The following is a 22,690-nucleotide window of genomic DNA, read 5'->3' on the forward strand; positions in this document are numbered from 1 at the left end:
AGCAACCCGATCGCAAACTCAACTACTCTTCCGGCGCGTTCTCGATCGGATCAAATCTCGTTGCATCGAGCCCGAGCAGGTTCCACGACTGCTGCATGTGCTGCGGTAGCGGCGCGGTGGCATCGATGAAGCCGCCGCGCGGATGCGGAATGACGATGCGGCGCGCCAGCAGATGCAGCCGGTTTTGCAGGCCGCCCGGCAGTTGCCAGTTCTCGATGTTGAAATATTTGGGATCGCCGACGATGGGGTGACCGATATGTTCCATGTGGGCGCGCAGCTGGTGGGTGCGTCCCGTCACCGGCTTCAGCGACACCCAGGTCAGCTTGTTGCCGGCGGTTTCGACCACCGCATAGTATGTCACAGCGTGGCTTGCGCCCTCGTCGCCATGCTGGGCGATGCGCATGATGGTGTCGTCCTCGCTCTCCTCCTTGGCAAGAAATGTCGAGATGCGGCCCTGCTTCGGCTTCGGTAGTCCCGGCACCAGCGCCCAATAGGTTTTTCGCGCCGACCGCGAACGGAACGCGCCGGTCAGATGCGAGGCGGCAAAGCGGGTCTTGGCGACCAGGAGACAGCCCGACGTCTCCCTGTCGATCCGGTGCACGAGGCGCGGCTTCTGGCCCTTGGAATCGCGCATCACCTCCAGCATCTGATCGATGTGTCGCGTCATGCCCGAGCCGCCCTGCACTGCAAGTCCGGCCGGCTTGTTCAGCACGAGAACGTCGTCGTCCTCGTAAATCGTCATCTCCTTCAGCGCGGCAAGCGTCTTTTGCGCCGCCTCCGACTGCGGGTTGGGCGCCTTCGGCGTGTCGAGCTTCAGCGGCGGAATGCGAACGCTCTGGCCCTCCTCCAGGCGGTCCTTGCTGTCGACCCGCTTGCCGTCGACGCGCAGCTCGCCTTTGCGAACGACGCGCTGGATGTGGGAAAACGACAGGCCGGGAAAGTGCGCTTCAAGGAAGCGATCGACGCGCATGTTGTTCTCGTCGGCCGTCACCTTGACGGTCTGGACCTTGGTTGGCAGCAATGCCTCGACGGGCTTTACCGGTGCAGCCTTCTCCGGTTCGGCTTTGGGCGCGCGCCGCTCGACGCGCTCGCTCGCAAAGCGCGGCGGCTTCGCGCCGGGATTGCCGCCCGGCCGCGGTCCTGCCGCCTTCGCGCTGCGCGCCTTGAACGGACGCGCCTCCTTGCGTTCATCGCGCGAACGGGGCTTTGGATCGGTTCTTTTGATGCGGCGGCTCATGGTGCCTGCCTAGCTCAAAAGCGGCCTCACGTCACGGCGAAATGGCGATTTGGCTTCAGCCGCCCTGCTCCTTCCGCAACTTGGCCCAATAATCCAGCCGCTTCCTGATCTCCCGCTCGAACCCGCGGTCCGGCGGGTCGTAGAAGGTCTGGCGGCCCAGGGCCTCCGGAAAGTAGTCCTGGCCGGAAAAGGCGTCGGGGGCGTCGTGGTCGTATTCGTACGACGCGCCGTAGCCTTCCGACTTCATCAGCTTGGTCGGCGAGTTGAGAATGTGTTTCGGCGGCAGCAGTGAGCCGGCCTGCTTTGCGACCTGCATCGCTTTGCCGAAGGCGGTGTAGACGGCATTCGATTTCGGTGCGGTGGCGAGATAGACCACCGCCTGCGCGATCGCGAGCTCGCCTTCGGGATGACCGAGGAAGTCGAAGGCGTCCTTGGCGGAGTTGGCAATGACCAGCGCCTGCGGATCGGCAAGCCCGATATCCTCGACCGCCATGCGCACGACGCGACGGGCCAGAAACAGCGGATCCTCGCCGGCATCGAGCATGCGCGCGAGATAATACAGCGCGGCATCGGGATCAGAGCCCCGCACCGACTTGTGCAGCGCCGAGATCAAATTGTAATGGCCGTCGGCCGACTTGTCGTAGATCGGCGCGCGGCGCTGCAAAATCTCCTGCAACTGCGCGGCGTCGAAAATCTCGTCCTTGCGCGCGGCGCGCCAGACTTCCTCGACGAGGGTCAGCGATGCGCGGCCGTCGCCATCGGCCATGCGCACCAGCACCGCCCGCGCTTCCTCGTCGAGCGGCAGCTTGCGGCCCTCGACCTCCTCGGCGTGCGCAAACAGCTTTTCGATCGCGGCCGCGTCGAGCGAGCGAAACACCAGCACGCGCGCCCGGGACAGAAGCGCCGCGTTGAGTTCGAAGGAGGGATTTTCGGTGGTGGCGCCGACCATCACCACCGTGCCGTCTTCCATGACCGGCAGAAACGAATCCTGCTGGGCGCGGTTGAAGCGATGCACCTCGTCGACGAACAGCAGCGTGCCCTTGCCCATCTCGCGGCGTGCACGCGCGGCCTCAAAGGCCTTCTTCAAATCGGCGACGCCGGAGAACACCGCGGAGATCTGCTCGAAATGCAGATCGGTGGCGTCCGCGAGCAACCGCGCGACCGTGGTCTTGCCGGTGCCGGGCGGACCCCAGAACACCAGCGAGCCCAGCGTGCGCGTCTCCAGCATGCGCGTCAGCGCGCCGTCGGGACCCAGGATGTGATCCTGGCCGACGACCTCCGAGAGCGCGCGCGGTCGCAGCCGATCCGGCAGCGGATGCGGAGCCTCGTGATCGAGCCCCGCCGCGGCGAAGAGAGTTGGCGTCTCCTGTGGTCGCTTCGGACTCATCCGCCCAGCGTGACGTTGATTTGCTGGCCGCCGCGCACCAGCGTGATGCGCCAGATGCGCTGGCGCTCGGCCGCCGCCTTTTCGAGATCGCTGGTCTTGCTGATCTTTTGGTTGTTGACCGCCAGGATGACGTCGCCCTTCTGAAAGCCGACATTCGCGGCCGCGCTGTCGCCGCCGAGATCGGTGACCACGACGCCTTCGGTGTCGGCGTCCAGATGCAGCTCGTCGGCGAGCGCCGGGGTGATGGTCGAGACCTTCGCGCCTTGCAGAGGCGAGCGCGCCGTGATGACGAGCTCGTTGCGGCCGGTATCGGGCGCAGCATCCAGCGCCACCGTCAGCTTGACCGGCTTGCCGCCACGCTGCACGTCGATCAGCGCCGTGCCGCCGAGCGGCCGTGTGGCGAAGCGATAGTCGAAAGCGTTGGGATCATCCACAGTCTGGCCGTCGATCGAGACGATCAGGTCGGAGGATTTCAGCCCGGCCTTGGCCGCCGGTCCGTTCGGAACGACGCTTGCGACCAGCGCACCGGTCGGCGAACGCAGGCCGAGACTCTCGGCGATCTCCGGCGTCACCGCCTGCAGCTTCGCGCCGAGCCAGGGCCGCTTTACCGCCTTGCCGCCGCCTTTGGCGGAGGCGACGACGACGCGCACCATGTTGGCGGGGATCGCGAAGCCGATGCCCTGCGAGCCGCCGGAGCGAGAATAGATCGCGGTGTTGATGCCCGCGAGCCGGCCGTTCATGTCGACCAGCGCGCCGCCGGAATTGCCGGGATTGATCGCCGCGTCGGTCTGGATGAAAAACTGGTAGTCGGTGATACCGACCTGCGTGCGCGCCAGGGCCGAGATGATGCCGTGGGTCACGGTCTGGCCGACGCCGAAGGGATTGCCGATCGCCATCACGACGTCGCCGACCAGCAGCTCGTCCGAATTGGTGAATTCGAGAGCCGGAAACTTCTCCTTGGTGTCCTTCAGACGCAGCACCGCGAGATCGCTGCGAGAGTCCTTCAGCACGATCTCGGCCTCGAACTCACGTTTGTCCGACAGCGACACCTTGACCTGGTCGGCGCCTTCGATGACATGGACGTTGGTGACGACGAGCCCGGACGCATCGACGATCACGCCCGAACCAAGCGAGCGCTGCACCTGCTCCTGCTGCTGGCCGGGCACGCCGAAGAAGCGGCGGAAGATCGGGTCGTCGAGCAGCGGATTGCGGTTCTGCACCACCTTGGCGGCATAGACGTTGACGACTGCCGGCTGCACCCGCTGCACGATCGGCGCATAGGACAGCCGCAGTTCGGCGGGCGAGGACGGCACTCGGCGGTCTTGCGCGGCGGCCGGATTGACGTTGGCCGAAAAGGCTATGCACAGCGCCGTGACGACGGCGGTCCAGGTCGATCGAAACATTCCTACCTCTTGGAAAAGACGCCGGAATATAGGCGCGTTCGCCCCCCAATAGAAGGGCGCCCGGCGGCATATTCGCCCCCCTTTTTGGTGTGTCCGGCCTGCAAGCACTGCGTGCGAAATGGCAATTTGGCTGGGCTGTGGATTGGCATGATGTGCGTCGTCTTGCATGGTGGTGCAAGGCGGATTCGGTTGCGACGAATTTACACCAGTGGGAACCGCGCAACCGAGCGCAGCGTCGCGGGGCAGTCATCGATCATATCTAGGCTCTCCGGCAGCGACTTGGGGAAGTTCGTCAAACGATGGAGTCATGACGTGAGCAGGACAAGAATTGCAGCCACGGCGATTGGTCTCGCCGCCGCACTGGCAGCTTCGCAGGCCCAGGCCCAATCGGCGAGCAGCAGTGACCAGGAGATCGCGCTCCTGAAGCAGCAGTTGAAGATGCTGGAGCAGAAGCTCGACAAACTCCAGAGCCAGACCGCCGCGAACACTGCCGCTGCGGCAAAGGCCAGGACCGAAGCCAAGGCGGAGGCGAAAGCCGAAGCGCGTTCCGAAGCGAAGGCCGCGGTCGCCAACGCCAACGCGGCGATCCCGCTCAAGGGACCGGCGCCCGCATCCGGCGTCGTCGTGACGATGCCGAATAACCGGCCGACCATCTGCACTGCCGATGGGGCAAACTGCGTCGGGATCACAGGCCGCGTGCATTGGGATGTCGGCGGCTACGACTATCGGCCCAACACGGCGGCAACCGTGCCGCAAAAGCTCGACAGCGGCGAGAATGTCCGCCGCGCGCGCATCGGTCTCGCCGGCAAGTTCTTCCACGACTGGAATTTCGCGCTGGTCTACGACTTCGGCGGCTCCTCCGACGGGTTTGGCGGCGCAGCTCCGGGTTCGCTGCCCGGCGGCGGCGTCTCCGGCGTCGAGAATGCCTATCTCAGCTACACCGGCCTGAAACCGTTCGGCGGCAAGATGGCCATCGAGGGCGGCATCATGGACCTGCCCTACACCCTCGATGAGGCCACGAGTTCCAACGACATCATGTTCATGGAGCGCGCCTCAGCCGGCATCGTCGCCACCAGCATCGCAGCGGGCGACTTCCGCTCGGCGATCGGCACGCGCTGGTACAACGACCAGCTCTGGATCGGCGGCTATGTCACGGGACCCTCGACCGGCGCGATCCATTCGGCGTCGAGCGTAGCACCGAACGGTGCTTCCGAGCAGTATGGCGCCGTCGCCCGCGTTGCCGGCCAGGTCGTCAGCGGCAAGGATTACTCGCTGCATCTTGGCGGAAACGCCGAATGGCTGATCCAGCCGTCGCGCAACATGGTGACGGGCGCACAGACGGTGACACTCAGCGACCGCCCGGAACTGCGCATCGATCCCACGGCACTGGCTACGACCGGCGCAATCGCCAATGCCTCCGGCGCGCAGGTCTACAGCGTTGAAGCGGCCGCCACCTATGGACCGCTGATCCTGCAAGGCGAGTATTTCTGGTACAACATCGATCGCAGCGCCAATACCGGCCTGCCGCCGCTGGGTGCGCCGAGCCTCAAATTCCAGGGCGGCTACGCGCAGGCCGGCTACGTGCTGACAGGCGAGGGTCGCAGCTATAATGCGGCGAATGCGGCCCATGGCGGCGTCAAGCCGGCGCATCCGTTCTCGCTCGAGGGCGGCGGCTGGGGTGCGTGGGAAGTCGCGGGACGCTTCTCCACGATTGACCTCAACGATCAACTCGGGACCGCCACTGGCATCGCAGGCGGTCGGCAGACCGTCTACACGGCGGCGCTGAACTGGTATGTCAACGGCAACGTCCGTTTCATGCTGGACTATTTGCATGGCACGGTGTCGAGGCAGGCCTCGCCGATCTCGACCGCCGATGTCGGCTCGAAGTTCGATGCGGTCGCGATGCGGACGCAGTTCGCGTTCTAGGTCTCGCCTGTCGTCCCGGGGCGGGCAAAACGCGGACCCGGGACCCCGCATCTGCAACGCCGCTATCTGAAGGAGACAAGCCATGAAGGCCGTTGGTTACAAAAAGTCGCTTCCGATCGAGGAACAGGACGCGCTGTTCGATTTCGAGACCGCTAAGCCCGAACCCAAGGGCCGTGATATCCGCGTGGCCGTGAAGGCGATCTCGGCCAATCCGGTCGACTACAAGGTGCGCAAGCGCGCCGCCCCGCCCGACGGGGAAACGAAGATTTTGGGCTATGACGCGGCCGGCGTGATCGAAGCCGTCGGTCCCGACGTCACGTTGTTCAAGCCGGGCGACGAGGTATTTTACGCCGGCTCGATCCTGCGCCAGGGCACCAATTCCGAATTCCATCTGGTTGACGAGCGTATCGTCGGCAACAAGCCGAAGAGCCTGTCGTTCGCGCAGGCAGCCGCCCTTCCCCTCACCTCCATCACCGCCTGGGAGCTGTTGTTCGACCGGCTTGGTGCGGTGCCGGGCAAGAGTGTCGATCCGCGTACGCTGCTGATCACGGGCGGGGCCGGTGGCGTCGGCTCGATCCTGATCCAGCTCGCCCGCCGCCTCACCGGGCTGACGGTGCTCGCGACCGCGACGCGGCCGGAATCGCAAAAATGGTGCCTCGATCTCGGCGCGCATGCGGTGATCGACCACGGTAAGCCGATGAAGGAGCAGATCGAGAAGCTGAAGCTGCCGCCGGTCGCGCTGGTGGCGAGCCTCACCTTCACCGACCAGCACTACAAGAGCATCGTCGAGTTCATGGCGCCGCAGGGGAAGTTTGGCCTGATCGACGATCCCCCGGAATTCACCATGAGTGCGTTCAAGGGCAAGGCGATCTCGGTGCACTGGGAATCGATGTTCACGCGCTCTTCGTTCCAGACTGCCGATATGATCGCGCAGCATCATCTGCTGAACGACGTCGCCGACCTCATCGACAAGGGCGTGCTGCGCACGACGCTCGACCAGACCTTTGGCACGATCAACGCGGCCAATCTCAAGCGCGCGCACGCGCTGCTCGAGAGCGGCAAGTCGCGCGGCAAGATCGTGCTGGAGGGGTGGTAGGTCCTAGCTCGAAGCGGGCGCCGCATTCGTCTCCGGCGAACGCGTCGCCCGCTCGATAAAGCCCTTGGCGAGCGCGTGATAGATCCCTTCCTCGGAGATCATCCGCGATGTGGCATGTGCAATCAGGGCGGCGGCCATCAACGGCACCACCATGGCATGGTTATCGGTCATCTCGGTCACGATGACGAAAGCGGTGATCGGCGCCTGCACCACACCGGCAAAATAGGAGACCATGCCGAGCAACATGATCGCACCGAGCGGAGCGTCGTGGAAGAAGGATGCGATATTGCTGCCGAGGCCGGCACCGACGGCGAGTGACGGCGAAAAAATTCCGCCGGGTATGCCACTGATCGCCGCGAAGGTGGTGGCGAGAAGCTTGAGGATGCCGAAGTCCTGCGGCAGCGGTGCGCCATGCTCCAGGGCCGTCTTTACCTGCTGGTAGCCTGTGCCATAGATCGTATCGCCGGAGACGATGCCGCAGATCGCGACCGCCAATCCGCACGCAAGCGCGAACCACAAAGGGTGGCCCTTCACCGCGCGTCCGAAAGGATGGGCCAAGCCGCGCGCCATCACGATGACGATGCGGCTGAAGACGCCGCCGGCCAAACCGCCGACCACGCCGCACACTGGAACCGCCAGCCAGTCGGCACCGGGGGCCAGCGACATCGCACTGCTGCCGAAATAGGCGTAGTTGCCCATCAGCGCGAGCGAGGTCAGGCCGGCCGCTATCACCGCCGCGATGATGAGACTGCTGGTACGCGTCTCGAAAGCCCGGCTCATCTCCTCGATGCCGAAGACGATCCCTGCCAGCGGCGTGTTGAAGGCGGCCGCGACGCCGGCGGCCGCGCCGGCCAGGATCAATCCGGGCTGGTGGCGTGGCGAGACGCGTCCGAGCGCGAACATGATGGAAGCGCCGACTTGAACGCTCGGTCCTTCCCGGCCGACGGAGCCACCGCACAGCAGACCGAACAAAGTGAGGATCACCTTGCCGATCGCGATTCGGATCGAGACCAGGCTCTCGCGCGCCGTCTGGTCGGTCAGATGCCGTGCGGCGATCGCCTGAGGAATGCCGCTGCCCTGTGCGTTCGGGAACAGCCGGGTAGTTAGATAGGCCGAGAGCATGAAGCCGAGAGGTGTCACCGCGAGCACGGCGTACCGCGACTGGGCCAACAGCAGCGCAAAGGCGTGCTGGGCGAGATCGGCGAGTTGCGCCAGCGCCACCGCCGCGGCGCCAACCCCGATCCCACCGAGCACGAAGATTGCCCGCCGCTGCCATCGCGCGGATGTCAGCCTGAACAGGCGTTTATGGCGCGTCGACAGGGGCCAGAGCATGAGCCGGAGTTTTAGCCGGTCACGTCGCGAATTGAAGGGGCAAGCGAGCAGACCAGCTAGACGGGAACCACGCCTTCAACGAACATCAACCGCCGCTCCAGCGCGGTCCGCCGCAGTTTGAGCGCCGCCGCATATTCCGGCGACGCGTACCATTCGCGCGCGCGTTCGATCGAGGGAAACTCTACGATGATGATGGTCTTGGGCGGCGGGCCGCCCTCCACCACCTCAGCGGCACCGCCGCGCGCGAGGTAGCGGCCGCCATATTGCGCGATGGTTTGCGCCGCCAAGCCGCGATAGGCCTCCATCGCGGCCTGATCGCGCGCCTCGACCTCCGAGATCACATAAGCCTCAGGCAATCGTGTTGACGATGCCGCCTTCCGCGCGCAGCGCCGCACCGTTGGTTGCGGACGCTTCCTTCGAGGCGACATAGACCACCATGTTGGCGATTTCGTCGACGCTGGCGAAGCGCTGGAGCAGCGAGCTTGGGCGATGCTGTTTGACGAAATTGGCCGCGGCCTCATCGACCGACTGGCCGTTCTGCTTGGCAAGATCCTTCACGAACGTCTCCACGCCCTCCGACATGGTCGGGCCCGGCAGCACGGAATTGACCGTGACGCCGGTGCCGCGTGTGAGCTGCGCCAGGCCGCGCGCGACCGAGAGCTGCGCCGTCTTGCTCATACCGTAGTGGATCATCTCGACGGGAATGTTGAGCCCGGACTCCGAGGAGATGAAGACGACTCGGCCCCAGTTGCGCTTGAGCATGCCCTTCATATACGCGCGCGAGAGACGCACGCCGCTCATCACGTTGACCTCGAAGAAGCGGCTCCAGTCCTCGTCCGGAATGTCGAAAAAGTCTTTCGGCTCGAAGATGCCGGCATTGTTGATGAGGATGTCGACGTCTGGCAGCGCCGCGGCCAGCGCCTTGCAGCCGGCAGCGGTCGAGACATCGGCGGCGATGCCGCGGACCTTGGCCCCCGCTCCCTCCAGCTTGCGCACGGCCGCATCGACCTTGTCCTGGCCGCGTCCGTTGATCACGACGCTCGCACCCGAGCCGGCAAGGCCCTTGGCGATGGCGTGGCCGATACCGGCGGTCGAGCCGGTGACGAGGGCGGTCTTTCCGGAAAGGTCGATGTTCATGCGTGATCTCCGTTGATGCTGACGGAGATATTGGGCGCTACCGGCACGATAGCAATCGGCACTCACCGACGCGTGAGGGACGGGACCTAACGAACGAGGACGGCCAATAAAAAAGCGGCGCCCGAAGGCGCCGCTTTCTGAAAACTCTCTACCGGTCGGCTTACGCCGCCTCGGCTTCCTTTTCCTGCACCGGACCGGAGTCCTGGCCCTTGGCATCAACGTCACGATCGACGAACTCGATCACGGCCATCGCGGCGTTGTCGCCGTAGCGGAAGCCGGCCTTGATGATGCGGGTGTAGCCGCCCTGGCGATCCTTGTAGCGGGGCGCGAGCGTGTCGAACAGCTTCCGGACCTGATCCTTGTCGCGCATCTCGGAGATGGCCTGGCGGCGCATGGCCAGCCCGCCCTTCTTGCCGAGGGTAATCAGCTTCTCGACGATCGGACGCAATTCCTTCGCCTTCGGCAGCGTGGTGACGATCTGCTCGTGCTTGATCAGCGCGGCGCACATGTTGGCGAACATCGCGCGGCGATGCTCGGCGGTGCGGTTGAGCTTACGATGAACCTTGCCGTGACGCATTTTTTGATTCCTTGAATTTCATTCGTCGCGACGGTTCGTCGGACCAGTTGCTCAGGTGGGCTGCCTGCGTTCGCCCGCTAAGGCGCGATGAATTCGCGCCTTAGCCTGTTGTCGTTCGGATCAGTAGTGATCCTCGAAGCGCTTGGCGAGCTCGTCGATATTCTCCGGCGGCCAGCCCGGCACTTCCATGCCGAGGTGCAGACCCATCTGGGCCAGCACTTCCTTGATCTCGTTCAGCGACTTGCGGCCGAAGTTCGGAGTGCGGAGCATTTCCGCTTCGCTCTTCTGCACGAGGTCGCCGATGTAGACGATGTTGTCGTTCTTCAAGCAATTGGCCGAACGCACCGACAGCTCGAGCTCGTCCACCTTCTTGAGGAAGGCCGGGTTGAAGGCGAGGTCCGGGATGATCTCCTGGGCGACTTCCTTGCGCGGCTCTTCGAAGTTGACGAACACGTTGAGCTGATCCTGCAGGATGCGCGCGGCGTAGGCCACGGAATCATCCGGCGTCAGCGCGCCGTTGGTCTCGATTGTCATGGTCAGCTTGTCGTAGTCGAGGATCTGGCCCTCGCGGGTGTTCTCGACTTTGTAGGAGACCTTGCGGACCGGCGAGTACAGGCTGTCGACCGGGATCAGGCCGATCGGCGCGTCCTCGGGGCGGTTGCGCTCGGCGGGAACGTAGCCCTTGCCGGTTGCGACCGTGAACTCCATGCGGATCTCGGCGCCCTCGTCGAGCGTGCAGATCTGCAGGTCGGGATTGAGCACGACGACGTCGCCCACGGTCTGGATGTCGCCGGCGGTGACGACGCCCGGGCCGGACTTCTTGACGACCATGCGCTTGGGGCCTTCGCCCTGCATCTTGATCGAGATGTCCTTGATGTTGAGCACGATGTCGGTGACGTCCTCACGGACGCCCGCGATCGAGGAGAACTCGTGCAGCACGCCGTCGATGTGCACCGACTGCACCGCCGCGCCCTGGAGCGAGGACAGCAGGATGCGGCGCAGCGCGTTGCCGAGCGTCTGGCCGAAGCCGCGCTCGAGCGGTTCGGCGACGATGGTCGCGAAACGGGTCGGATCGCTGCCGGGCTGTACCTGCAGCTTGTTCGGCCGAATCAGTTCTTGCCAATTTTTCTGGATCGTCACTGTTTCACCCATACAGGCCAGTCAGACTGCTGTTGCAGGCACTGGCGTTGGAGAAAGGCCGCAGATCATTTCCACGGCTTTGCAAAAAATCATTGCGGGCGCCAATGCGCCCGCAATTTGGTATCAAACGCGCCGACGCTTGCGGGGACGGCAACCGTTGTGCGGGATCGTGGTCACATCACGGATCGAGGTGACGGTGAAGCCCGCGGCCTGGAGCGCCCGGAGCGCCGATTCGCGGCCCGAACCGGGACCGGCGACTTCGACTTCCAGCGTGCGCATGCCGTGCTCCTGCGCCTTCTTCGACACGTCCTCGGCGGCAACCTGTGCGGCATACGGGGTCGACTTGCGCGAGCCCTTGAAGCCCATCGTGCCGGCGGAGGACCAGGCAATCGTGTTGCCCTGCGCGTCGGTGATGGTGATGGTCGTGTTGTTGAACGACGAGTTCACGTGCGCGACGCCGGAGGCGATGTTCTTGCGCTCACGACGACGAACGCGGGTGGCTTCCTTGCCCATAGACTACCTTTCCTGAAGATCTCAAACGCCGCCGTAATGCCAGCGGCTACACCTGTGGAACGAAAGGCGCGTGGCGAACGGGTCATCCCCTTTCGCCACACGCCGTGATTGGATGCGAAAACTTACTTCTTCTTGCCGGCGATGGCCTTGGCCGGACCCTTGCGCGTGCGCGCGTTGGTGTGGGTACGCTGGCCACGCACCGGCAGACCGCGACGATGGCGCAGGCCGCGGTAGCAGCCGAGGTCCATCAGACGCTTGATGTTGATGCCGACCTCACGACGCAAATCGCCCTCGACGAGATAGTCGCGGTCGATCACTTCGCGGATCTGAAGCACTTCGGCGTCGCTGAGCTGATTGACCCGACGATCGTCTGGGATCTTGACCTTCTCCATGATCTCACCGGCGATCTTCTGGCCGATGCCATGGATGTACTGGAGCGCGATCAGCACGCGCTTGTTGGTCGGGATGTTCACGCCGGCAATACGGGCCACGGCCTTCTCTCCTGTCGCCGATTCCTCGTCAGGAATCGCGCTTTAAGTGCTGGTTTCTCGGGCAGGTGTTCACAAACGCGAACACGACGCCCACCCCTGGTCTTCCTGGGGCCCGGCATCGTTTGAAACTATCCGACTTGGATGCGGGGCTTATTAGGGGATTCAGGGGGCTTTCGTCAACCGCTGCTAGCGCTTAGCTCGCTTTTTCGTGACCTTTTTTGCGGCCTTTTTGGCACCTTTTTTGACAGCCTTCTTTGCGGTCTTTTTGGCTGCCTTCTTCTTCCCTGCCTTCTTGGCGGCTTTCTTGCCGGTTTTCTTGGCCGCCTTCTTGGGACCCGTCACGGTCTTTTTAGCCGCCTTCTTGGATTTGGCGGCCTTTTTGGCCGTCTTCGTCGGCTTTTTAGCCGATTTCGTCGCCGCCTTGGCCTTTTTAGCCGGGGCGGCCTTGGCCGCGCTGCGGGCGCGGGTCTTGCCATGAGTCTTGGGCTCGACCGCCCCGAGCGCCAGGAGCTGGCGATGGATGGCGCGGGTGACCTCGTCGATGGCCATCATGCCGTCGATGGTCGAGAGCTTCCGCCGCTCGGAATAGTAGTGAATCAGCGGCTCCGTCTGGTTGCGGTAGCTGGCTAACCGCTTGGTTAGGACCTCCGGGGTGTCGTCGAGCCGGACCTCCTCCCCGCGCTCGCGCATCTGGGCGACGCGGGTCTCGACACGGTTCAGGAGCGCGCTCTCGTTGACGCGGAGCTCGATCACGGCGTCGAGCTTGAGGTGCTTGTGCTTGAGCAGCTCATCCAGCGCCTCGGCCTGCGGCACGGTCCGCGGGAAACCGTCGAGGATGAAACCGTTTTTGGCATCCGGCTGATCGATTCGATCGGAGATGATTCCGACCACGACATCGTCGGGCACGAGACCGCCGCTGGCCATGATCTCCTTGGCCTTGAGACCGACCGGCGTTCCGGCCGCCACCGCTGCACGCAACATCTCGCCGGTCGAGAGTTGGACGATACCATAGCGCTGCACAAGCAGCTGCGCCTGGGTGCCCTTGCCCGATCCCGGCGGCCCCAGAAGTATAATTCTCATCGGCGTACGCCCCCCGATTGGTGCGCGATGCGTCGCGCGCCCGTGTTTTGAAGTCCAGCTACAGTGCAAATCATAATCAGCGCCGCACCGCTACCCATATCATAGGGGAGCAAATGGCCGGACGCCAAGAAGCCTTTGAGATCAGTGCTTGCACGACAGTAAGAGCGGCTCTGTCGAGGCGACCGAATGCCCGGCTCGCCGTCCGCGCGCGTTGCACGCGCGGCGAATCGGCGGCGCAATTGCGCCGCCCGAGGGGACGCCGCGCTTAACGGCGGCGGCCGCGCAGCTTCGACTTCCGGATCAGGCCTTCGTACTGATGCGCCAGGAGATAGCCCTGCACCTGCGCCACCGTGTCCATGGTGACGCTGACGACGATCAGCAGCGACGTGCCGCCAAAGTAGAACGGCACCGACGCGTAGGAGATCAGGATTTCCGGAATCAAGCAGACGATCGCCAGATAGACCGCGCCGAGCACAGTGATGCGCGACAGCACGTAGTCGATATATTCCGCGGTACGCTCGCCCGGACGGATGCCCGGAATGAAGCCGCCGTGCTTCTTCAGATTGTCCGCGGTCTCGGTCGGATTGAACACGATCGCGGTGTAGAAGAAGGCGAAGAACACGATCAGCGCCAGATACATGATCAGGAACAGCGGACGGCCGTGGCCGAGCTGGGTGTTGATCCACTGGAACCATTCCGGCCCGCTGCCCGCGTTGAAGTTCGCGACCGTGGTCGGCAGCAGCAGCAGCGAGGACGCGAAGATCGGCGGGATCACGCCCGAGGTGTTGAGCTTGAGCGGCAGATGCGAGGACTGCCCCTCGAACATCTTGTTGCCGACCTGGCGCTTCGGATACTGGATCAAGAGCCGGCGCTGGGCGCGCTCCACGAACACGATGAAGGCGATCACGGCCACCGCCATGATGATGACGACCAGAATCAGGCCCGTCGACATCGCACCCTGACGGCCGAGCTCGAGCATGTTGGCGAGCGCCGCGGGCAGCTCGGCGACGATGCCGGAGAGAATGATAAGGGAAATGCCGTTGCCGATGCCGCGCGAGGTGATCTGCTCGCCCAGCCACATCAGGAACATGGTGCCGCCGGTCAGCGTGATCGCCGTGGACAGACGGAAGAACATGCCGGGGTCGCTGACGACGTTGCCTGCGCCTTCGAGGCCTACCGCGATGCCGTAGGACTGGAACGCGGCCAGGATCACCGTGAGATAACGGGTGTACTGGTTCAGCAGCTTGCGGCCGGACTCGCCTTCCTTCTTCAGCGCCTCGAGCTGCGGCGAGACGGTGGTCAGGAGCTGGATGATGATGGAGGCCGAGATGTACGGCATGATGTTCAGCGCAAAGATCGCCATGCGGTGAATGCCGCCGCCGGCGAACATGTTGAACATGCCGAGGATGCCGCCCGCCTGGGAGCGGAACACCTGCTCCCAGATGTTGGGATCGATGCCGGGCAGCGGGATGTAGGTCCCGAGCCGATAAACGAGCAGCGCACCCAGGGTGAACCAGATGCGCTTCTTCAGTTCGTCGGCCTTGGCAAACGCACCGAAATTGAGATTGGCTGCCAGTTGTTCCGCTGCAGAGGCCATCTTGGACTTTCTCCCGCCGCTTATTGCGCCGTCATGCCCGCGGCCGGGCTACATTATACCGGACACCGGACATTATCTGGGGCTACGGCTTCGATAAGTCCATCGTCCCGCATGCGTAAAGGCCCGCGAGCTGCGGGCCGATGACGCAGTTGTTACGCCGCCTCGCCTTCTTCCTTGGCAGGCGCGAGGATCTTCACCGAGCCGCCGGCCTTCTCGACTGCCGCGATTGCGGTCTTCGAGGCGCCGTGCACTTCGATGTTGAGCTTGGCCTTGAACTCGCCGCGGCCGAGCAGCCGCAGGCCGCCCTTGGCGCGGCGCAGCACGCCGGCCTTGACCAGGGATTCGACGTTCACGACGCTGCCGGTGTCGATCTTCTTGGCATCGACCGCGTCCTGGAGCCGGTCGAGATTGATCTCGGCGAACTCGATGCGGAAGATGTTGTTGAAGCCGCGCTTGGGCAGACGGCGATGCAAGGGCATCTGGCCGCCTTCGAAACCCTTGATGCGCACGCCCGAACGCGCGGTCTGGCCCTTGCCACCGCGGCCGGCCTGCTTGCCCTTGCCCGAACCAATGCCGCGGCCGACGCGCATACGCTTCTTGCGCGAGCCGGCATTGTCGGCGATATCGCTGAGCTTCATCGCCCTGCTCCTTGTTTCCTGCGCATGACCTTCACCGAAAACGGGTCCCCGCTTCGGGATCGTGCGCCTTTGCTTACTTCTCGTCGACGATGCGAACGAGATGGTGAACTTTCAAGATCATGCCGCGCACCGCCGGGGTGTCCGGCAGTTCGCTGGTGCGGCCGATCTTGTTGAGCTTGAGCCCGATCAGCGTCGAGCGCTGCGAGTGATGGCGGCGGATCGCGCTGCCGGTCTGCTCGATCTTGATCGTCTTTGCGGTCGTAACGGCACTCTTGGCCATGGGCGTCTACTCCGAAAAGCTTGCGTTATTCGGCAACCGCCTCGGCGTCGCCACCGATACGGCGGGACTGGAGGGTGGACACCTTGATGTTGCGGCGGGCAGCGACCGAGCGCGGCGAATCCTGATGCTTCAGCGCATCGAACGTCGCGCGAACCATGTTGTACGGGTTCGACGAGCCGATCGACTTCGCAACCACGTCCTGGACGCCGAGCGTCTCGAACACGGCGCGCATCGGACCGCCGGCGATGATGCCGGTGCCGGCCGGAGCTGCGCGCAGGTAAACACGGCCCGCGCCATGACGGCCGGCGATGTCGTGATGCAGCGTGCGGCCCTCGCGCAGCGACACGCGGGTGAGGTTGCGCTTGGCGGATTCGGTTGCCTTGCGGATCGCCTCGGGCACTTCGCGCGCCTTGCCGTGACCGAAGCCGGCGCGGCCCTTCTGGTCGCCGATCACGACCAGCGCTGCGAAACCGAAGCGCTTGCCGCCCTTGACGACCTTGGCGACGCGATTGATGTGGACGAGCTTGTCGACGAACTCGCTGTCGCGCTCTTCCCTGCGTTCACGTCCGCCGCCGCGTTGATCGCGTCCACCACGTTGTTCGCGTTCTGCCATGGTTTTTCCAGTCCTTCAGAGGCTTACGCCTCAATCCTCAAATTCTGTTAGAAGCTCAGCCCGCTCTCACGCGCCGCGTCGGCAAGAGCCTTGACGCGCCCGTGATAGAGATAGCTGCCGCGATCGAACACGACTTCCTTGACACCCTTCTCGGCGGCGCGCTCGGCCAGCAGCTTGCCGACCGCCTTCGCCGCATCGATGTCGGCGCCGGTCTTGCCGCCATCGCGCATCGACTTCTCGAGCGACGAGGCAGAGGCAAGCGTCTCGCCCTTCAGGTCGTCGATGACCTGGGCATAGATGTGCTTGGACGAGCGGAACACCGACAGGCGCGGACGGCCGCCACCCGAGCGGCGCAGCTTCAGTCGTACACTGCGCTTGCGCCGGGCATTCGTAACCTTGGCTTTCGACATGACCGGCTCCGTTACTTCTTCTTGCCTTCCTTGCGGAAGATGAATTCGCCAACATACTTCACGCCCTTGCCCTTGTAGGGTTCCGGCGGACGATAGGAGCGAATCTCGGCGGCGACCTGGCCGACGCGCTGAATGTCGCTGCCGGTCACCGTGATCTCGGTCGGCTTCGGCACGGTGATCGTGATCCCTTCCGGGATCGCGTAGACCACATCGTGGCTGTAGCCGAGCGCGAGCTGCAGGTTCTTGCCCTGCAGCGCGGCGCGATAACCGACGCCGGTGATTTCGAGCTTCTTCTCGAAACCCTTGGTGACGCCTTCGACCAGATTCGCGACCTGGGCGCGAGCGGTCCCGTACAGGGCCCGCGCGCGGTTGGTCTCGACCCGCGGGTTCACCTTGACCTGGCCGTTGTCGAGCTTCACCTCGACGTCGCTATGGACGACGAACTGAAGCTGGCCCTTCGGCCCCTTCATCTTGACGGTCTGCCCGTCGACGGTCGCGGTCACACCCGACGGCACCGCTACCGGCCTTTTGCCAACACGTGACATGGATCAAAAATCCTTCTCAGAACACCGTGAAGAGAACTTCGCCGCCCACGTTCGCTTCACGCGCACTGTGGTCAGCCATGATTCCCTTCGGCGTCGACAACACCGAAATGCCGAGTCCGTTATTGACCCGCGGCAGGTTCTTCACCGAGGCGTAAACGCGACGCCCGGGCTTGGAGACACGCTCGATCTCGCGGATAACGGGCTCGCCGTCGAAATACTTCAGCTCAATCTCGATCTCGCTGCGGCCCGAGGAGTGCTCGAGTGTGGCGTAACCGCGGATGTAGCCTTCGCTCTTCAGCACCTCGAGAACATTCTCGCGCATCTTCGAGCCAGGCGTGGAGACCTTGTTCTTGGAGCGCATCTGCGCGTTGCGGATGCGGGTGATCAGATCGCTGATTGGATCGTGCGTAGACATTTAAACGACCCTCCTTACCAGCTGGACTTCACGAGGCCCGGGACCATGCCCCTGGAGCCAAGGTCACGCAGCGCGATACGGGACAGCTTGTTCTTGCGGTAGTTCGAACGCGGGCGGCCCGTCAGCTCGCAACGCAGGCGGATGCGGGTCGCCGACGAGTTGCGCGGCATTTCCGCCAGCTTCAGGGTCGCGGCGAACCGCTCCTCCATCGGCAGCGACTTGTCGGCGATGATCGCCTTCAACCGCTCGCGCTTCGGGGCGGCGTTCTTCGCCATCCGCTTGCGCCGGTTGTTCTTCTCGATTGAACTCTTCTTTGCCATGCTTGGCTCCTGGGTATCCGCGTTTGAGAGGCTTTAGGTCAGCGTCTCACTGCCGGAACGGGAAATTGAAAGCGGTCAACAAGGCCCTCGCCTCGTCGTCGGTCTTGGCCGTGGTGCAGACGGTGATGTCCATACCGCGGGATTCCGTGACCTTGTCGAAGTCGATCTCGGGGAAAATGATGTGTTCCTTGAGACCGAGCGAGTAGTTGCCGCGGCCATCGAAGCTCTTCGGGTTCAAGCCGCGGAAGTCGCGGACGCGCGGCAGCGCGACCGTCACCAGGCGGTCGATGAACTCGTACATGCGAGCCTTGCGCAGCGTGACCTTGCAGCCGATCGGCTGGTTCTCACGCAACTTGAAGGTCGCGATCGCGATCCGCGAATAGGTCACGATCGCCTTTTGGCCGGCGATCTGGGTCAATTCCGCAGCGGCGTTCTCTGCCTTCTTGCGGTCGTTGACGGAATCGCCAACGCCCATGTTCAGCACGACCTTGTCCAGCCGCGGAACCTGCATGACGTTCTCATAACCGAACTTCTCGGTCATTTCCGTCCGGATCTTCGCGTCGTATTCCGCGCGCAGGCGCGGCGTGTAAGCGGCCTCAGCCATCGATCTCAGCTCCCGAGCTCTTGGCGATGCGGACCTTCTTGCCGTCCGCCAGAATCTTGAATCCGACGCGGGTCGGCTTCCCGTCCTTGCCGACATACGCGATGTTGGACAGTTGGATCGGCGACTCTTTCGAGATGATGCCGCCCTCCTGGGCCTGCGTCTGCTTCTGGTGACGCTTGACCATGTTGACGCCGCGCACCAGCGCGGTACCGGCGTCGGGACGCACTTCGAACACCTCGCCGGTGCGGCCCTTGTCGCGGCCGGTCAGCACGACGACCTTATCGCCCTTGCGGATCTTCGCAGCCATTACAGCACCTCCGGCGCGAGCGAGATGATCTTCATGTGGTTCTTGGCGCGCAGCTCGCGCGGCACGGGCCCGAAGATACGGGTGCCGACCGGCTCGGACTGATTGTTGATCAGAACGGCGGCGTTGCGGTCGAAGCGGATGACCGAACCGTCGGCGCGGCGGATGTCCTTGCGGACGCGCACCACGACGGCCTTCATCACGTCGCCCTTCTTCACCTTGCCACGCGGAATCGCTTCCTTGATCGAGACAACGATGATGTCGCCGATCGTGGCGTAGCGGCGCTTGGAGCCCCCGAGCACCTTGATACACATGACACGGCGTGCGCCAGAATTATCGGCCACGTCGAGGTTGGTCTGCATCTGAATCATTGATGCACCTCGTCCTCTTCTATTTGCGCCAGCCCAGCCGGCGCTCAACATTTCCCTGAAGTCAGTCGGCTAAAGCCAACAGATCAGGCGCTTTTCTTGTGTTCGCCCCGGATCACGACCCAGCGCTTCAACTTCGAAATCGGCTTCGATTCCTCGATCCACACCATGTCGCCCGGCTTGAACTCGTTGCTCTCGTCGTGCGCGTGGTAGTTCTTCGAACGGCGGATCGTCTTCTTGTAGATCGGGTGCGTGAAGCGGCGATCGACGCGCACCACGATGGTCTTGGCTTGCTTGTCGCTGACGACCACGCCCTGCAAAGTACGTTTCGGCATCTTCGTAAGCCTCTTACTTCTTCTTCGCGCGCGTCTGCGCGGCGACGGTCTTGATCCGGGCGATGTCACGGCGGGCCTCGCGCAGGCGCGAGGTGTTCTCGAGCTGCCCGGTGGCGCGCTGGAAGCGCAGGTTGAAGCGCTCCTTCTTCAGGTTCAGGATGGCGTCATCCTGCTGATCGGGGCTCAACGCGCGGATGTCTTCGATTTTCATCTGGGCCATGGCCATTACTCCGCAATGCGCTCGACGAAGCGCGTCTTGATCGGCAGCTTGGCTGCCGCCAGGGTCAGCGCCTCACGCGCCGTCTGGGTGTTGACGCCGTCGATCTCGAACAGCACCCGGCCCGGCTTGACGCGCGCGACCCACAATTCCGGTGCACCCTTGCCGGAACCCATGCGGACTTCGGCAGGCTTCTTCGACACGGGAACGTCGGGGAAAATGCGGATCCAGACGCGGCCGGCGCGCTTCATGTGGCGGGTCAGCGCGCGGCGAGCGGCTTCGATCTGGCGCGCGGTGACGCGCTCAGGCTCGGTTGCCTTCAGGCCGAACTGGCCGAACGCCAACGTCGCGCCCGAAGACGCAACGCCGTGGATACGGCCCTTATGCGCCTTCCGGAACTTCGTTTTCTTAGGTTGCATCATGGCTTCAAGCCCTCAAATTCTCTGTGCTGGCGTCAGGCTGCAGCGTTGTCACGGCGCTGCCGGCCGCCGCGATCGCCGCCGCCACCAGTCTCGCCCTCGGCCATTCTCTTGTCCTGGGCCATCGGATCGTGCTCGAGGATCTCGCCCTTGAAGATCCAGACCTTGACACCGCAGGTGCCGAAGGTCGTGAACGCGGTCGCAACCCCGTAGTCGATGTCTGCGCGCAGCGTGTGTAGCGGCACGCGACCTTCGCGGTACCACTCCATGCGCGCGATTTCCGCACCGCCCAGACGTCCCGAGCAGTTGATGCGGATGCCTTCCGCGCCGAGACGCATCGCCGACTGAACGGCGCGCTTCATGGCGCGGCGGAACGCGACGCGGCGCTCCAGCTGCTGCGCGATCGACTCGGCCACCAGCGTCGCATCGAGCTCCGGCTTGCGGATCTCGACGATGTTGATGACAACGTCGGACGAGGTGATGTCCGCGACCTTCTTGCGCAGCTTGTCGATGTCGGCGCCCTTCTTGCCGATCACCACGCCCGGACGAGCCGAGTGGATGGTGACGCGGCACTTCTTGTGAGGACGCTCGATCACGATGCGGGCGACGGCCGCCTGCTTGAGCTCCTTGTGCAAGATCTCGCGGATCTTGACGTCCTCATGCAGCAGCTTGCCGTATTCCTGCTTGCCGGCGAACCAGCGGGAATCCCAAGTCCGGTTGATGCCAAGACGCAGACCGATCGGATTGATCTTTTGACCCATCGTGTTCTCCTGCGTCCCTTAAGCCGCTGCTGCGGCTTCGACCTGACGAACGATGATCGTCAGCTGTGAAAATGGTTTGTAGACACGGCCCGAGCGGCCACGGCCGCGGGCGGCAAAGCGCTTCATCACGAGGCCGTTGCCGACGAAGGCCTGTGCCACGACGAGATCGTCGACGTCGAGGTCGTGGTTGTTCTCGGCGTTGGCAATAGCCGATTCCAGGCACTTCTTCACGTCAACCGCGATCCGCTTGCGCGAAAACTGCAGGTCGGCGAGCGCAGCAGCCGCCTTCCGGCCGCGAATGAGCTGGGCGACCAGGTTGAGCTTCTGCGGGCTCACCCGCAGCATCCGGGCGACCGCCTTGGCCTCGTTCTCGGCGAGGCTCCGTTCGCGCTTAGGTTTGCTCATCGTTTAATCCTCAAGCCTTCTTGGCTTTCTTGTCCCCGGAGTGGCCATGGAAGGTACGGGTCGGCGAGAACTCGCCGAACTTGTGACCGACCATTTCCTCGTTGACCGCCACCGGCACGTGCTTCTGACCGTTGTAGACGCCGAAGGTCAGGCCGACGAATTGCGGCAGGATCGTCGAGCGACGGCTCCAGATCTTGATGACGTCGTGACGGCCGGACGAGCGCGCGGCATCTGCCTTCTTGAGCAGAGAACCCTCGACGAACGGGCCTTTCCAGACTGAACGAACCATGTCCGGCGTTCCTTACTTCTTCCGCTTGTGGCGGCTTAGGAGAATGAATTTGTTGGTCGACTTGTTGGAGCGGGTCTTCTTGCCCTTGGTCGGCTTGCCCCACGGGGTAACCGGGTGGCGACCGCCCGAGGTACGACCTTCACCACCGCCGTGCGGATGGTCGATCGGGTTCATCGAAACGCCGCGGTTGTGCGGCTTGCGGCCCAGCCAGCGGTTGCGGCCGGCCTTGCCGATCGACGTGTTCATGTGATCCGGGTTCGACACCGCGCCAATCGTGCCGCGGCAACGGCCGTGCACCAGGCGCTGTTCGCCCGAGTTCAGGCGGACGATCACGTAGTCCTGGTCGCGACCGACCAGCTGGGCGTAGGTGCCCGCGGAACGGGCGAGCTGGCCGCCCTTCCCGATCTTGACCTCGATATTGTGGATGATCGTGCCGACCGGCATGTTGCCGAGCGGCATAACATTGCCCGGCTTCACGTCGACGTAGTTGCCGGCGACGACGGAATCACCGACGGCCAAACGCTGCGGCGCCAGGATATAGGCCTGGGTGCCGTCTTCGTACTTGACCAGCGCGATGAACGCGGTGCGGTTCGGATCGTACTCCAGCCGCTCGACCGTCGCGGGCGCATCGACCTTGTCGCGCTTGAAATCGACGGTACGCAATGTCCGCTTATGACCGCCGCCGCGGAAGCGCACGGTGATGCGACCGGTGTTGTTGCGGCCGCCGGAGGAGTGCTTGCCTTCGGTGAGCGCCTTGACCGGCTTGCCCTTGTAGAGCGCCGAACGATCGACCATGACCAGCTGGCGCTGGCCCGGCGTCGTGGGATTGAATGTCTTCAGTGCCATCGTCG

The 22,690-nt window shown here is 63.9% G+C and carries 31 protein-coding genes; 2 read left to right on the top strand and 29 right to left on the bottom strand.

Annotated features, from left to right (window positions below):
* Positions 1 to 22: 22 nt before the first annotated feature.
* The 3 genes from ABIB66_RS15980 to ABIB66_RS15990 are packed head-to-tail and all read right to left on the bottom strand — an operon-like array spanning position 23 to position 4,027.
* Positions 23 to 1,237 (bottom strand): RluA family pseudouridine synthase, encoded by a 1,215-nt coding sequence (locus ABIB66_RS15980; protein WP_354254998.1) that lies wholly within the window; start codon positions 1,235 to 1,237, stop codon positions 23 to 25.
* 55 nt (positions 1,238 to 1,292) lie between these two features.
* The gene (locus tag ABIB66_RS15985) at positions 1,293 to 2,624 is read right to left on the bottom strand and encodes a replication-associated recombination protein A (RefSeq protein WP_354209271.1); all 1,332 of its coding nucleotides are present in this window, start codon (positions 2,622 to 2,624) and stop codon (positions 1,293 to 1,295) included.
* Positions 2,621 to 4,027: a DegQ family serine endoprotease gene (locus ABIB66_RS15990; protein ID WP_354209269.1), complete on the bottom strand. Its 1,407-nt coding sequence runs from the start codon at positions 4,025 to 4,027 to the stop codon at positions 2,621 to 2,623. The genes ABIB66_RS15985 and ABIB66_RS15990 overlap by 4 nt, the downstream gene beginning before the upstream one ends.
* Positions 4,028 to 4,339: 312 nt before the next feature.
* Between ABIB66_RS15990 and ABIB66_RS15995 the strand changes: the two genes are divergently transcribed.
* Together ABIB66_RS15995 and ABIB66_RS16000 are read left to right on the top strand one after the other, a co-directional pair.
* Positions 4,340 to 5,953, top strand: a complete 1,614-nt coding sequence (locus ABIB66_RS15995) for an OprO/OprP family phosphate-selective porin (RefSeq protein ID WP_354254999.1) — start codon at positions 4,340 to 4,342, stop codon at positions 5,951 to 5,953.
* An 82-nt stretch (positions 5,954 to 6,035) separates the two neighbouring features.
* On the top strand, positions 6,036 to 7,049 hold the full coding sequence (locus ABIB66_RS16000; protein ID WP_354209267.1) for a zinc-binding alcohol dehydrogenase family protein: 1,014 nt from the start codon (positions 6,036 to 6,038) through the stop codon (positions 7,047 to 7,049).
* A gap of 3 nt (positions 7,050 to 7,052) precedes the next feature.
* Here ABIB66_RS16000 and ABIB66_RS16005 read toward each other — a convergent pair whose 3' ends face one another.
* The 26 genes from ABIB66_RS16005 to rplB all read right to left on the bottom strand — a co-directional run bounded on the left by ABIB66_RS16005 (position 7,053) and on the right by rplB (position 22,685).
* On the bottom strand, positions 7,053 to 8,381 hold the full coding sequence (locus ABIB66_RS16005) for a chloride channel protein (protein ID WP_354209266.1): 1,329 nt from the start codon (positions 8,379 to 8,381) through the stop codon (positions 7,053 to 7,055).
* A gap of 56 nt (positions 8,382 to 8,437) precedes the next feature.
* On the bottom strand, positions 8,438 to 8,722 hold the full coding sequence (locus ABIB66_RS16010; RefSeq protein ID WP_502918324.1) for a DUF1330 domain-containing protein: 285 nt from the start codon (positions 8,720 to 8,722) through the stop codon (positions 8,438 to 8,440).
* A 7-nt stretch (positions 8,723 to 8,729) separates the two neighbouring features.
* Positions 8,730 to 9,518 carry an SDR family NAD(P)-dependent oxidoreductase gene (locus ABIB66_RS16015; RefSeq protein ID WP_354209265.1) on the bottom strand — a complete coding sequence of 263 codons (789 nt, stop codon included), beginning with the start codon at positions 9,516 to 9,518 and terminating at the stop codon, positions 8,730 to 8,732.
* Between the two features lie 160 nt (positions 9,519 to 9,678).
* Positions 9,679 to 10,095: a 50S ribosomal protein L17 gene (gene rplQ, locus ABIB66_RS16020; protein WP_275168098.1), complete on the bottom strand. Its 417-nt coding sequence runs from the start codon at positions 10,093 to 10,095 to the stop codon at positions 9,679 to 9,681.
* Between the two features lie 120 nt (positions 10,096 to 10,215).
* Positions 10,216 to 11,247: a DNA-directed RNA polymerase subunit alpha gene (locus ABIB66_RS16025; RefSeq protein WP_007603046.1), complete on the bottom strand. Its 1,032-nt coding sequence runs from the start codon at positions 11,245 to 11,247 to the stop codon at positions 10,216 to 10,218.
* A 111-nt stretch (positions 11,248 to 11,358) separates the two neighbouring features.
* Positions 11,359 to 11,748, bottom strand: coding sequence for a 30S ribosomal protein S11 (gene rpsK / locus ABIB66_RS16030; protein ID WP_007603045.1), 390 nt, complete (start codon positions 11,746 to 11,748; stop codon positions 11,359 to 11,361).
* A gap of 122 nt (positions 11,749 to 11,870) precedes the next feature.
* Positions 11,871 to 12,239: a 30S ribosomal protein S13 gene (rpsM, locus tag ABIB66_RS16035; RefSeq protein ID WP_007611599.1), complete on the bottom strand. Its 369-nt coding sequence runs from the start codon at positions 12,237 to 12,239 to the stop codon at positions 11,871 to 11,873.
* A 186-nt stretch (positions 12,240 to 12,425) separates the two neighbouring features.
* Positions 12,426 to 13,319 (bottom strand): adenylate kinase, encoded by an 894-nt coding sequence (locus ABIB66_RS16040; protein ID WP_354209264.1) that lies wholly within the window; start codon positions 13,317 to 13,319, stop codon positions 12,426 to 12,428.
* A 265-nt stretch (positions 13,320 to 13,584) separates the two neighbouring features.
* Positions 13,585 to 14,916, bottom strand: coding sequence for a preprotein translocase subunit SecY (secY, locus tag ABIB66_RS16045; protein WP_007611601.1), 1,332 nt, complete (start codon positions 14,914 to 14,916; stop codon positions 13,585 to 13,587).
* 152 nt (positions 14,917 to 15,068) lie between these two features.
* Positions 15,069 to 15,554 (bottom strand): 50S ribosomal protein L15, encoded by a 486-nt coding sequence (gene rplO / locus ABIB66_RS16050; protein ID WP_247497526.1) that lies wholly within the window; start codon positions 15,552 to 15,554, stop codon positions 15,069 to 15,071.
* Positions 15,555 to 15,627: 73 nt separating this feature from the next.
* Positions 15,628 to 15,834 carry a 50S ribosomal protein L30 gene (gene rpmD / locus ABIB66_RS16055; RefSeq protein ID WP_007603038.1) on the bottom strand — a complete coding sequence of 69 codons (207 nt, stop codon included), beginning with the start codon at positions 15,832 to 15,834 and terminating at the stop codon, positions 15,628 to 15,630.
* A 25-nt stretch (positions 15,835 to 15,859) separates the two neighbouring features.
* Positions 15,860 to 16,447 (bottom strand): 30S ribosomal protein S5, encoded by a 588-nt coding sequence (rpsE, locus tag ABIB66_RS16060; protein ID WP_007603037.1) that lies wholly within the window; start codon positions 16,445 to 16,447, stop codon positions 15,860 to 15,862.
* Between the two features lie 47 nt (positions 16,448 to 16,494).
* Positions 16,495 to 16,857, bottom strand: coding sequence for a 50S ribosomal protein L18 (gene rplR / locus ABIB66_RS16065; protein ID WP_007603036.1), 363 nt, complete (start codon positions 16,855 to 16,857; stop codon positions 16,495 to 16,497).
* Between the two features lie 11 nt (positions 16,858 to 16,868).
* Positions 16,869 to 17,402: a 50S ribosomal protein L6 gene (gene rplF, locus ABIB66_RS16070; protein ID WP_007611603.1), complete on the bottom strand. Its 534-nt coding sequence runs from the start codon at positions 17,400 to 17,402 to the stop codon at positions 16,869 to 16,871.
* Between the two features lie 16 nt (positions 17,403 to 17,418).
* On the bottom strand, positions 17,419 to 17,817 hold the full coding sequence (rpsH, locus tag ABIB66_RS16075; protein WP_007603034.1) for a 30S ribosomal protein S8: 399 nt from the start codon (positions 17,815 to 17,817) through the stop codon (positions 17,419 to 17,421).
* Positions 17,818 to 17,831: 14 nt separating this feature from the next.
* Entirely contained in the window at positions 17,832 to 18,137 is a 306-nt protein-coding gene (rpsN, locus tag ABIB66_RS16080; protein WP_275168100.1) for a 30S ribosomal protein S14, read from the bottom strand.
* Positions 18,138 to 18,183: 46 nt separating this feature from the next.
* The gene (gene rplE / locus ABIB66_RS16085) at positions 18,184 to 18,741 is read right to left on the bottom strand and encodes a 50S ribosomal protein L5 (RefSeq protein WP_007603032.1); all 558 of its coding nucleotides are present in this window, start codon (positions 18,739 to 18,741) and stop codon (positions 18,184 to 18,186) included.
* Positions 18,734 to 19,048 (bottom strand): 50S ribosomal protein L24, encoded by a 315-nt coding sequence (gene rplX / locus ABIB66_RS16090; RefSeq protein WP_200520812.1) that lies wholly within the window; start codon positions 19,046 to 19,048, stop codon positions 18,734 to 18,736. The genes rplE and rplX overlap by 8 nt, the downstream gene beginning before the upstream one ends.
* The gene (gene rplN, locus ABIB66_RS16095) at positions 19,048 to 19,416 is read right to left on the bottom strand and encodes a 50S ribosomal protein L14 (protein WP_007603030.1); all 369 of its coding nucleotides are present in this window, start codon (positions 19,414 to 19,416) and stop codon (positions 19,048 to 19,050) included. The genes rplX and rplN overlap by 1 nt, the downstream gene beginning before the upstream one ends.
* An 83-nt stretch (positions 19,417 to 19,499) precedes the next feature.
* Positions 19,500 to 19,748, bottom strand: a complete 249-nt coding sequence (rpsQ, locus tag ABIB66_RS16100; protein WP_007603028.1) for a 30S ribosomal protein S17 — start codon at positions 19,746 to 19,748, stop codon at positions 19,500 to 19,502.
* A 13-nt stretch (positions 19,749 to 19,761) separates the two neighbouring features.
* A complete protein-coding gene (gene rpmC / locus ABIB66_RS16105; RefSeq protein WP_007603026.1) occupies positions 19,762 to 19,968 on the bottom strand; it encodes a 50S ribosomal protein L29 in 207 nt (68 codons plus the stop codon).
* Between the two features lie 5 nt (positions 19,969 to 19,973).
* Positions 19,974 to 20,387, bottom strand: coding sequence for a 50S ribosomal protein L16 (gene rplP, locus ABIB66_RS16110; protein WP_007603024.1), 414 nt, complete (start codon positions 20,385 to 20,387; stop codon positions 19,974 to 19,976).
* A gap of 32 nt (positions 20,388 to 20,419) precedes the next feature.
* Positions 20,420 to 21,145: a 30S ribosomal protein S3 gene (gene rpsC / locus ABIB66_RS16115; RefSeq protein ID WP_247497528.1), complete on the bottom strand. Its 726-nt coding sequence runs from the start codon at positions 21,143 to 21,145 to the stop codon at positions 20,420 to 20,422.
* A gap of 18 nt (positions 21,146 to 21,163) precedes the next feature.
* A complete protein-coding gene (rplV, locus tag ABIB66_RS16120) occupies positions 21,164 to 21,550 on the bottom strand; it encodes a 50S ribosomal protein L22 (protein ID WP_007603022.1) in 387 nt (128 codons plus the stop codon).
* 10 nt (positions 21,551 to 21,560) lie between these two features.
* Positions 21,561 to 21,839: a 30S ribosomal protein S19 gene (rpsS, locus tag ABIB66_RS16125; protein WP_007603021.1), complete on the bottom strand. Its 279-nt coding sequence runs from the start codon at positions 21,837 to 21,839 to the stop codon at positions 21,561 to 21,563.
* Positions 21,840 to 21,851: 12 nt separating this feature from the next.
* A complete protein-coding gene (gene rplB / locus ABIB66_RS16130; protein WP_247497529.1) occupies positions 21,852 to 22,685 on the bottom strand; it encodes a 50S ribosomal protein L2 in 834 nt (277 codons plus the stop codon).
* Between the last annotated feature and the right edge of the window lie 5 nt (positions 22,686 to 22,690).

The organism is Bradyrhizobium sp. F1.13.3 (assembly GCF_040548265.1).
GTDB lineage: Bacteria > Pseudomonadota > Alphaproteobacteria > Rhizobiales > Xanthobacteraceae > Bradyrhizobium.

What these genes read in the sequence shown, in the direction of transcription:
- ABIB66_RS16040 (WP_354209264.1), bottom strand. Translation starts at nt 13,319, where the DNA reads ATGAGAATTATACTTCTGGGGCCGCCGGGATCGGGCAAGGGCACCCAG.
- rpsQ (WP_007603028.1), bottom strand. Translation starts at nt 19,748, where the DNA reads ATGCCGAAACGTACTTTGCAGGGCGTGGTCGTCAGCGACAAGCAAGCC.
- rpsN (WP_275168100.1), bottom strand. Translation starts at nt 18,137, where the DNA reads ATGGCAAAGAAGAGTTCAATCGAGAAGAACAACCGGCGCAAGCGGATG.
- rplE (WP_007603032.1), bottom strand. Translation starts at nt 18,741, where the DNA reads ATGGCTGAGGCCGCTTACACGCCGCGCCTGCGCGCGGAATACGACGCG.
- rplF (WP_007611603.1), bottom strand. Translation starts at nt 17,402, where the DNA reads ATGTCACGTGTTGGCAAAAGGCCGGTAGCGGTGCCGTCGGGTGTGACC.
- ABIB66_RS16005 (WP_354209266.1), bottom strand. Translation starts at nt 8,381, where the DNA reads ATGCTCTGGCCCCTGTCGACGCGCCATAAACGCCTGTTCAGGCTGACA.
- ABIB66_RS16015 (WP_354209265.1), bottom strand. Translation starts at nt 9,518, where the DNA reads ATGAACATCGACCTTTCCGGAAAGACCGCCCTCGTCACCGGCTCGACC.
- secY (WP_007611601.1), bottom strand. Translation starts at nt 14,916, where the DNA reads ATGGCCTCTGCAGCGGAACAACTGGCAGCCAATCTCAATTTCGGTGCG.
- rpmD (WP_007603038.1), bottom strand. Translation starts at nt 15,834, where the DNA reads ATGGCCAAGAGTGCCGTTACGACCGCAAAGACGATCAAGATCGAGCAG.
- rpsE (WP_007603037.1), bottom strand. Translation starts at nt 16,447, where the DNA reads ATGGCAGAACGCGAACAACGTGGTGGACGCGATCAACGCGGCGGCGGA.
- rplP (WP_007603024.1), bottom strand. Translation starts at nt 20,387, where the DNA reads ATGATGCAACCTAAGAAAACGAAGTTCCGGAAGGCGCATAAGGGCCGT.
- rpsH (WP_007603034.1), bottom strand. Translation starts at nt 17,817, where the DNA reads ATGTCTACGCACGATCCAATCAGCGATCTGATCACCCGCATCCGCAAC.
- rplX (WP_200520812.1), bottom strand. Translation starts at nt 19,048, where the DNA reads ATGGCTGCGAAGATCCGCAAGGGCGATAAGGTCGTCGTGCTGACCGGC.
- rplN (WP_007603030.1), bottom strand. Translation starts at nt 19,416, where the DNA reads ATGATTCAGATGCAGACCAACCTCGACGTGGCCGATAATTCTGGCGCA.
- rplQ (WP_275168098.1), bottom strand. Translation starts at nt 10,095, where the DNA reads ATGCGTCACGGCAAGGTTCATCGTAAGCTCAACCGCACCGCCGAGCAT.
- ABIB66_RS15985 (WP_354209271.1), bottom strand. Translation starts at nt 2,624, where the DNA reads ATGAGTCCGAAGCGACCACAGGAGACGCCAACTCTCTTCGCCGCGGCG.
- rplB (WP_247497529.1), bottom strand. Translation starts at nt 22,685, where the DNA reads ATGGCACTGAAGACATTCAATCCCACGACGCCGGGCCAGCGCCAGCTG.
- rpsK (WP_007603045.1), bottom strand. Translation starts at nt 11,748, where the DNA reads ATGGGCAAGGAAGCCACCCGCGTTCGTCGTCGTGAGCGCAAGAACATC.
- ABIB66_RS15980 (WP_354254998.1), bottom strand. Translation starts at nt 1,237, where the DNA reads ATGAGCCGCCGCATCAAAAGAACCGATCCAAAGCCCCGTTCGCGCGAT.
- rpmC (WP_007603026.1), bottom strand. Translation starts at nt 19,968, where the DNA reads ATGGCCCAGATGAAAATCGAAGACATCCGCGCGTTGAGCCCCGATCAG.
- rplR (WP_007603036.1), bottom strand. Translation starts at nt 16,857, where the DNA reads ATGTCGAAAGCCAAGGTTACGAATGCCCGGCGCAAGCGCAGTGTACGA.
- ABIB66_RS15990 (WP_354209269.1), bottom strand. Translation starts at nt 4,027, where the DNA reads ATGTTTCGATCGACCTGGACCGCCGTCGTCACGGCGCTGTGCATAGCC.
- ABIB66_RS16025 (WP_007603046.1), bottom strand. Translation starts at nt 11,247, where the DNA reads ATGGGTGAAACAGTGACGATCCAGAAAAATTGGCAAGAACTGATTCGG.
- rpsC (WP_247497528.1), bottom strand. Translation starts at nt 21,145, where the DNA reads ATGGGTCAAAAGATCAATCCGATCGGTCTGCGTCTTGGCATCAACCGG.
- rplO (WP_247497526.1), bottom strand. Translation starts at nt 15,554, where the DNA reads ATGAAGCTCAGCGATATCGCCGACAATGCCGGCTCGCGCAAGAAGCGT.
- rplV (WP_007603022.1), bottom strand. Translation starts at nt 21,550, where the DNA reads ATGAGCAAACCTAAGCGCGAACGGAGCCTCGCCGAGAACGAGGCCAAG.
- rpsS (WP_007603021.1), bottom strand. Translation starts at nt 21,839, where the DNA reads ATGGTTCGTTCAGTCTGGAAAGGCCCGTTCGTCGAGGGTTCTCTGCTC.
- ABIB66_RS16000 (WP_354209267.1), top strand. Translation starts at nt 6,036, where the DNA reads ATGAAGGCCGTTGGTTACAAAAAGTCGCTTCCGATCGAGGAACAGGAC.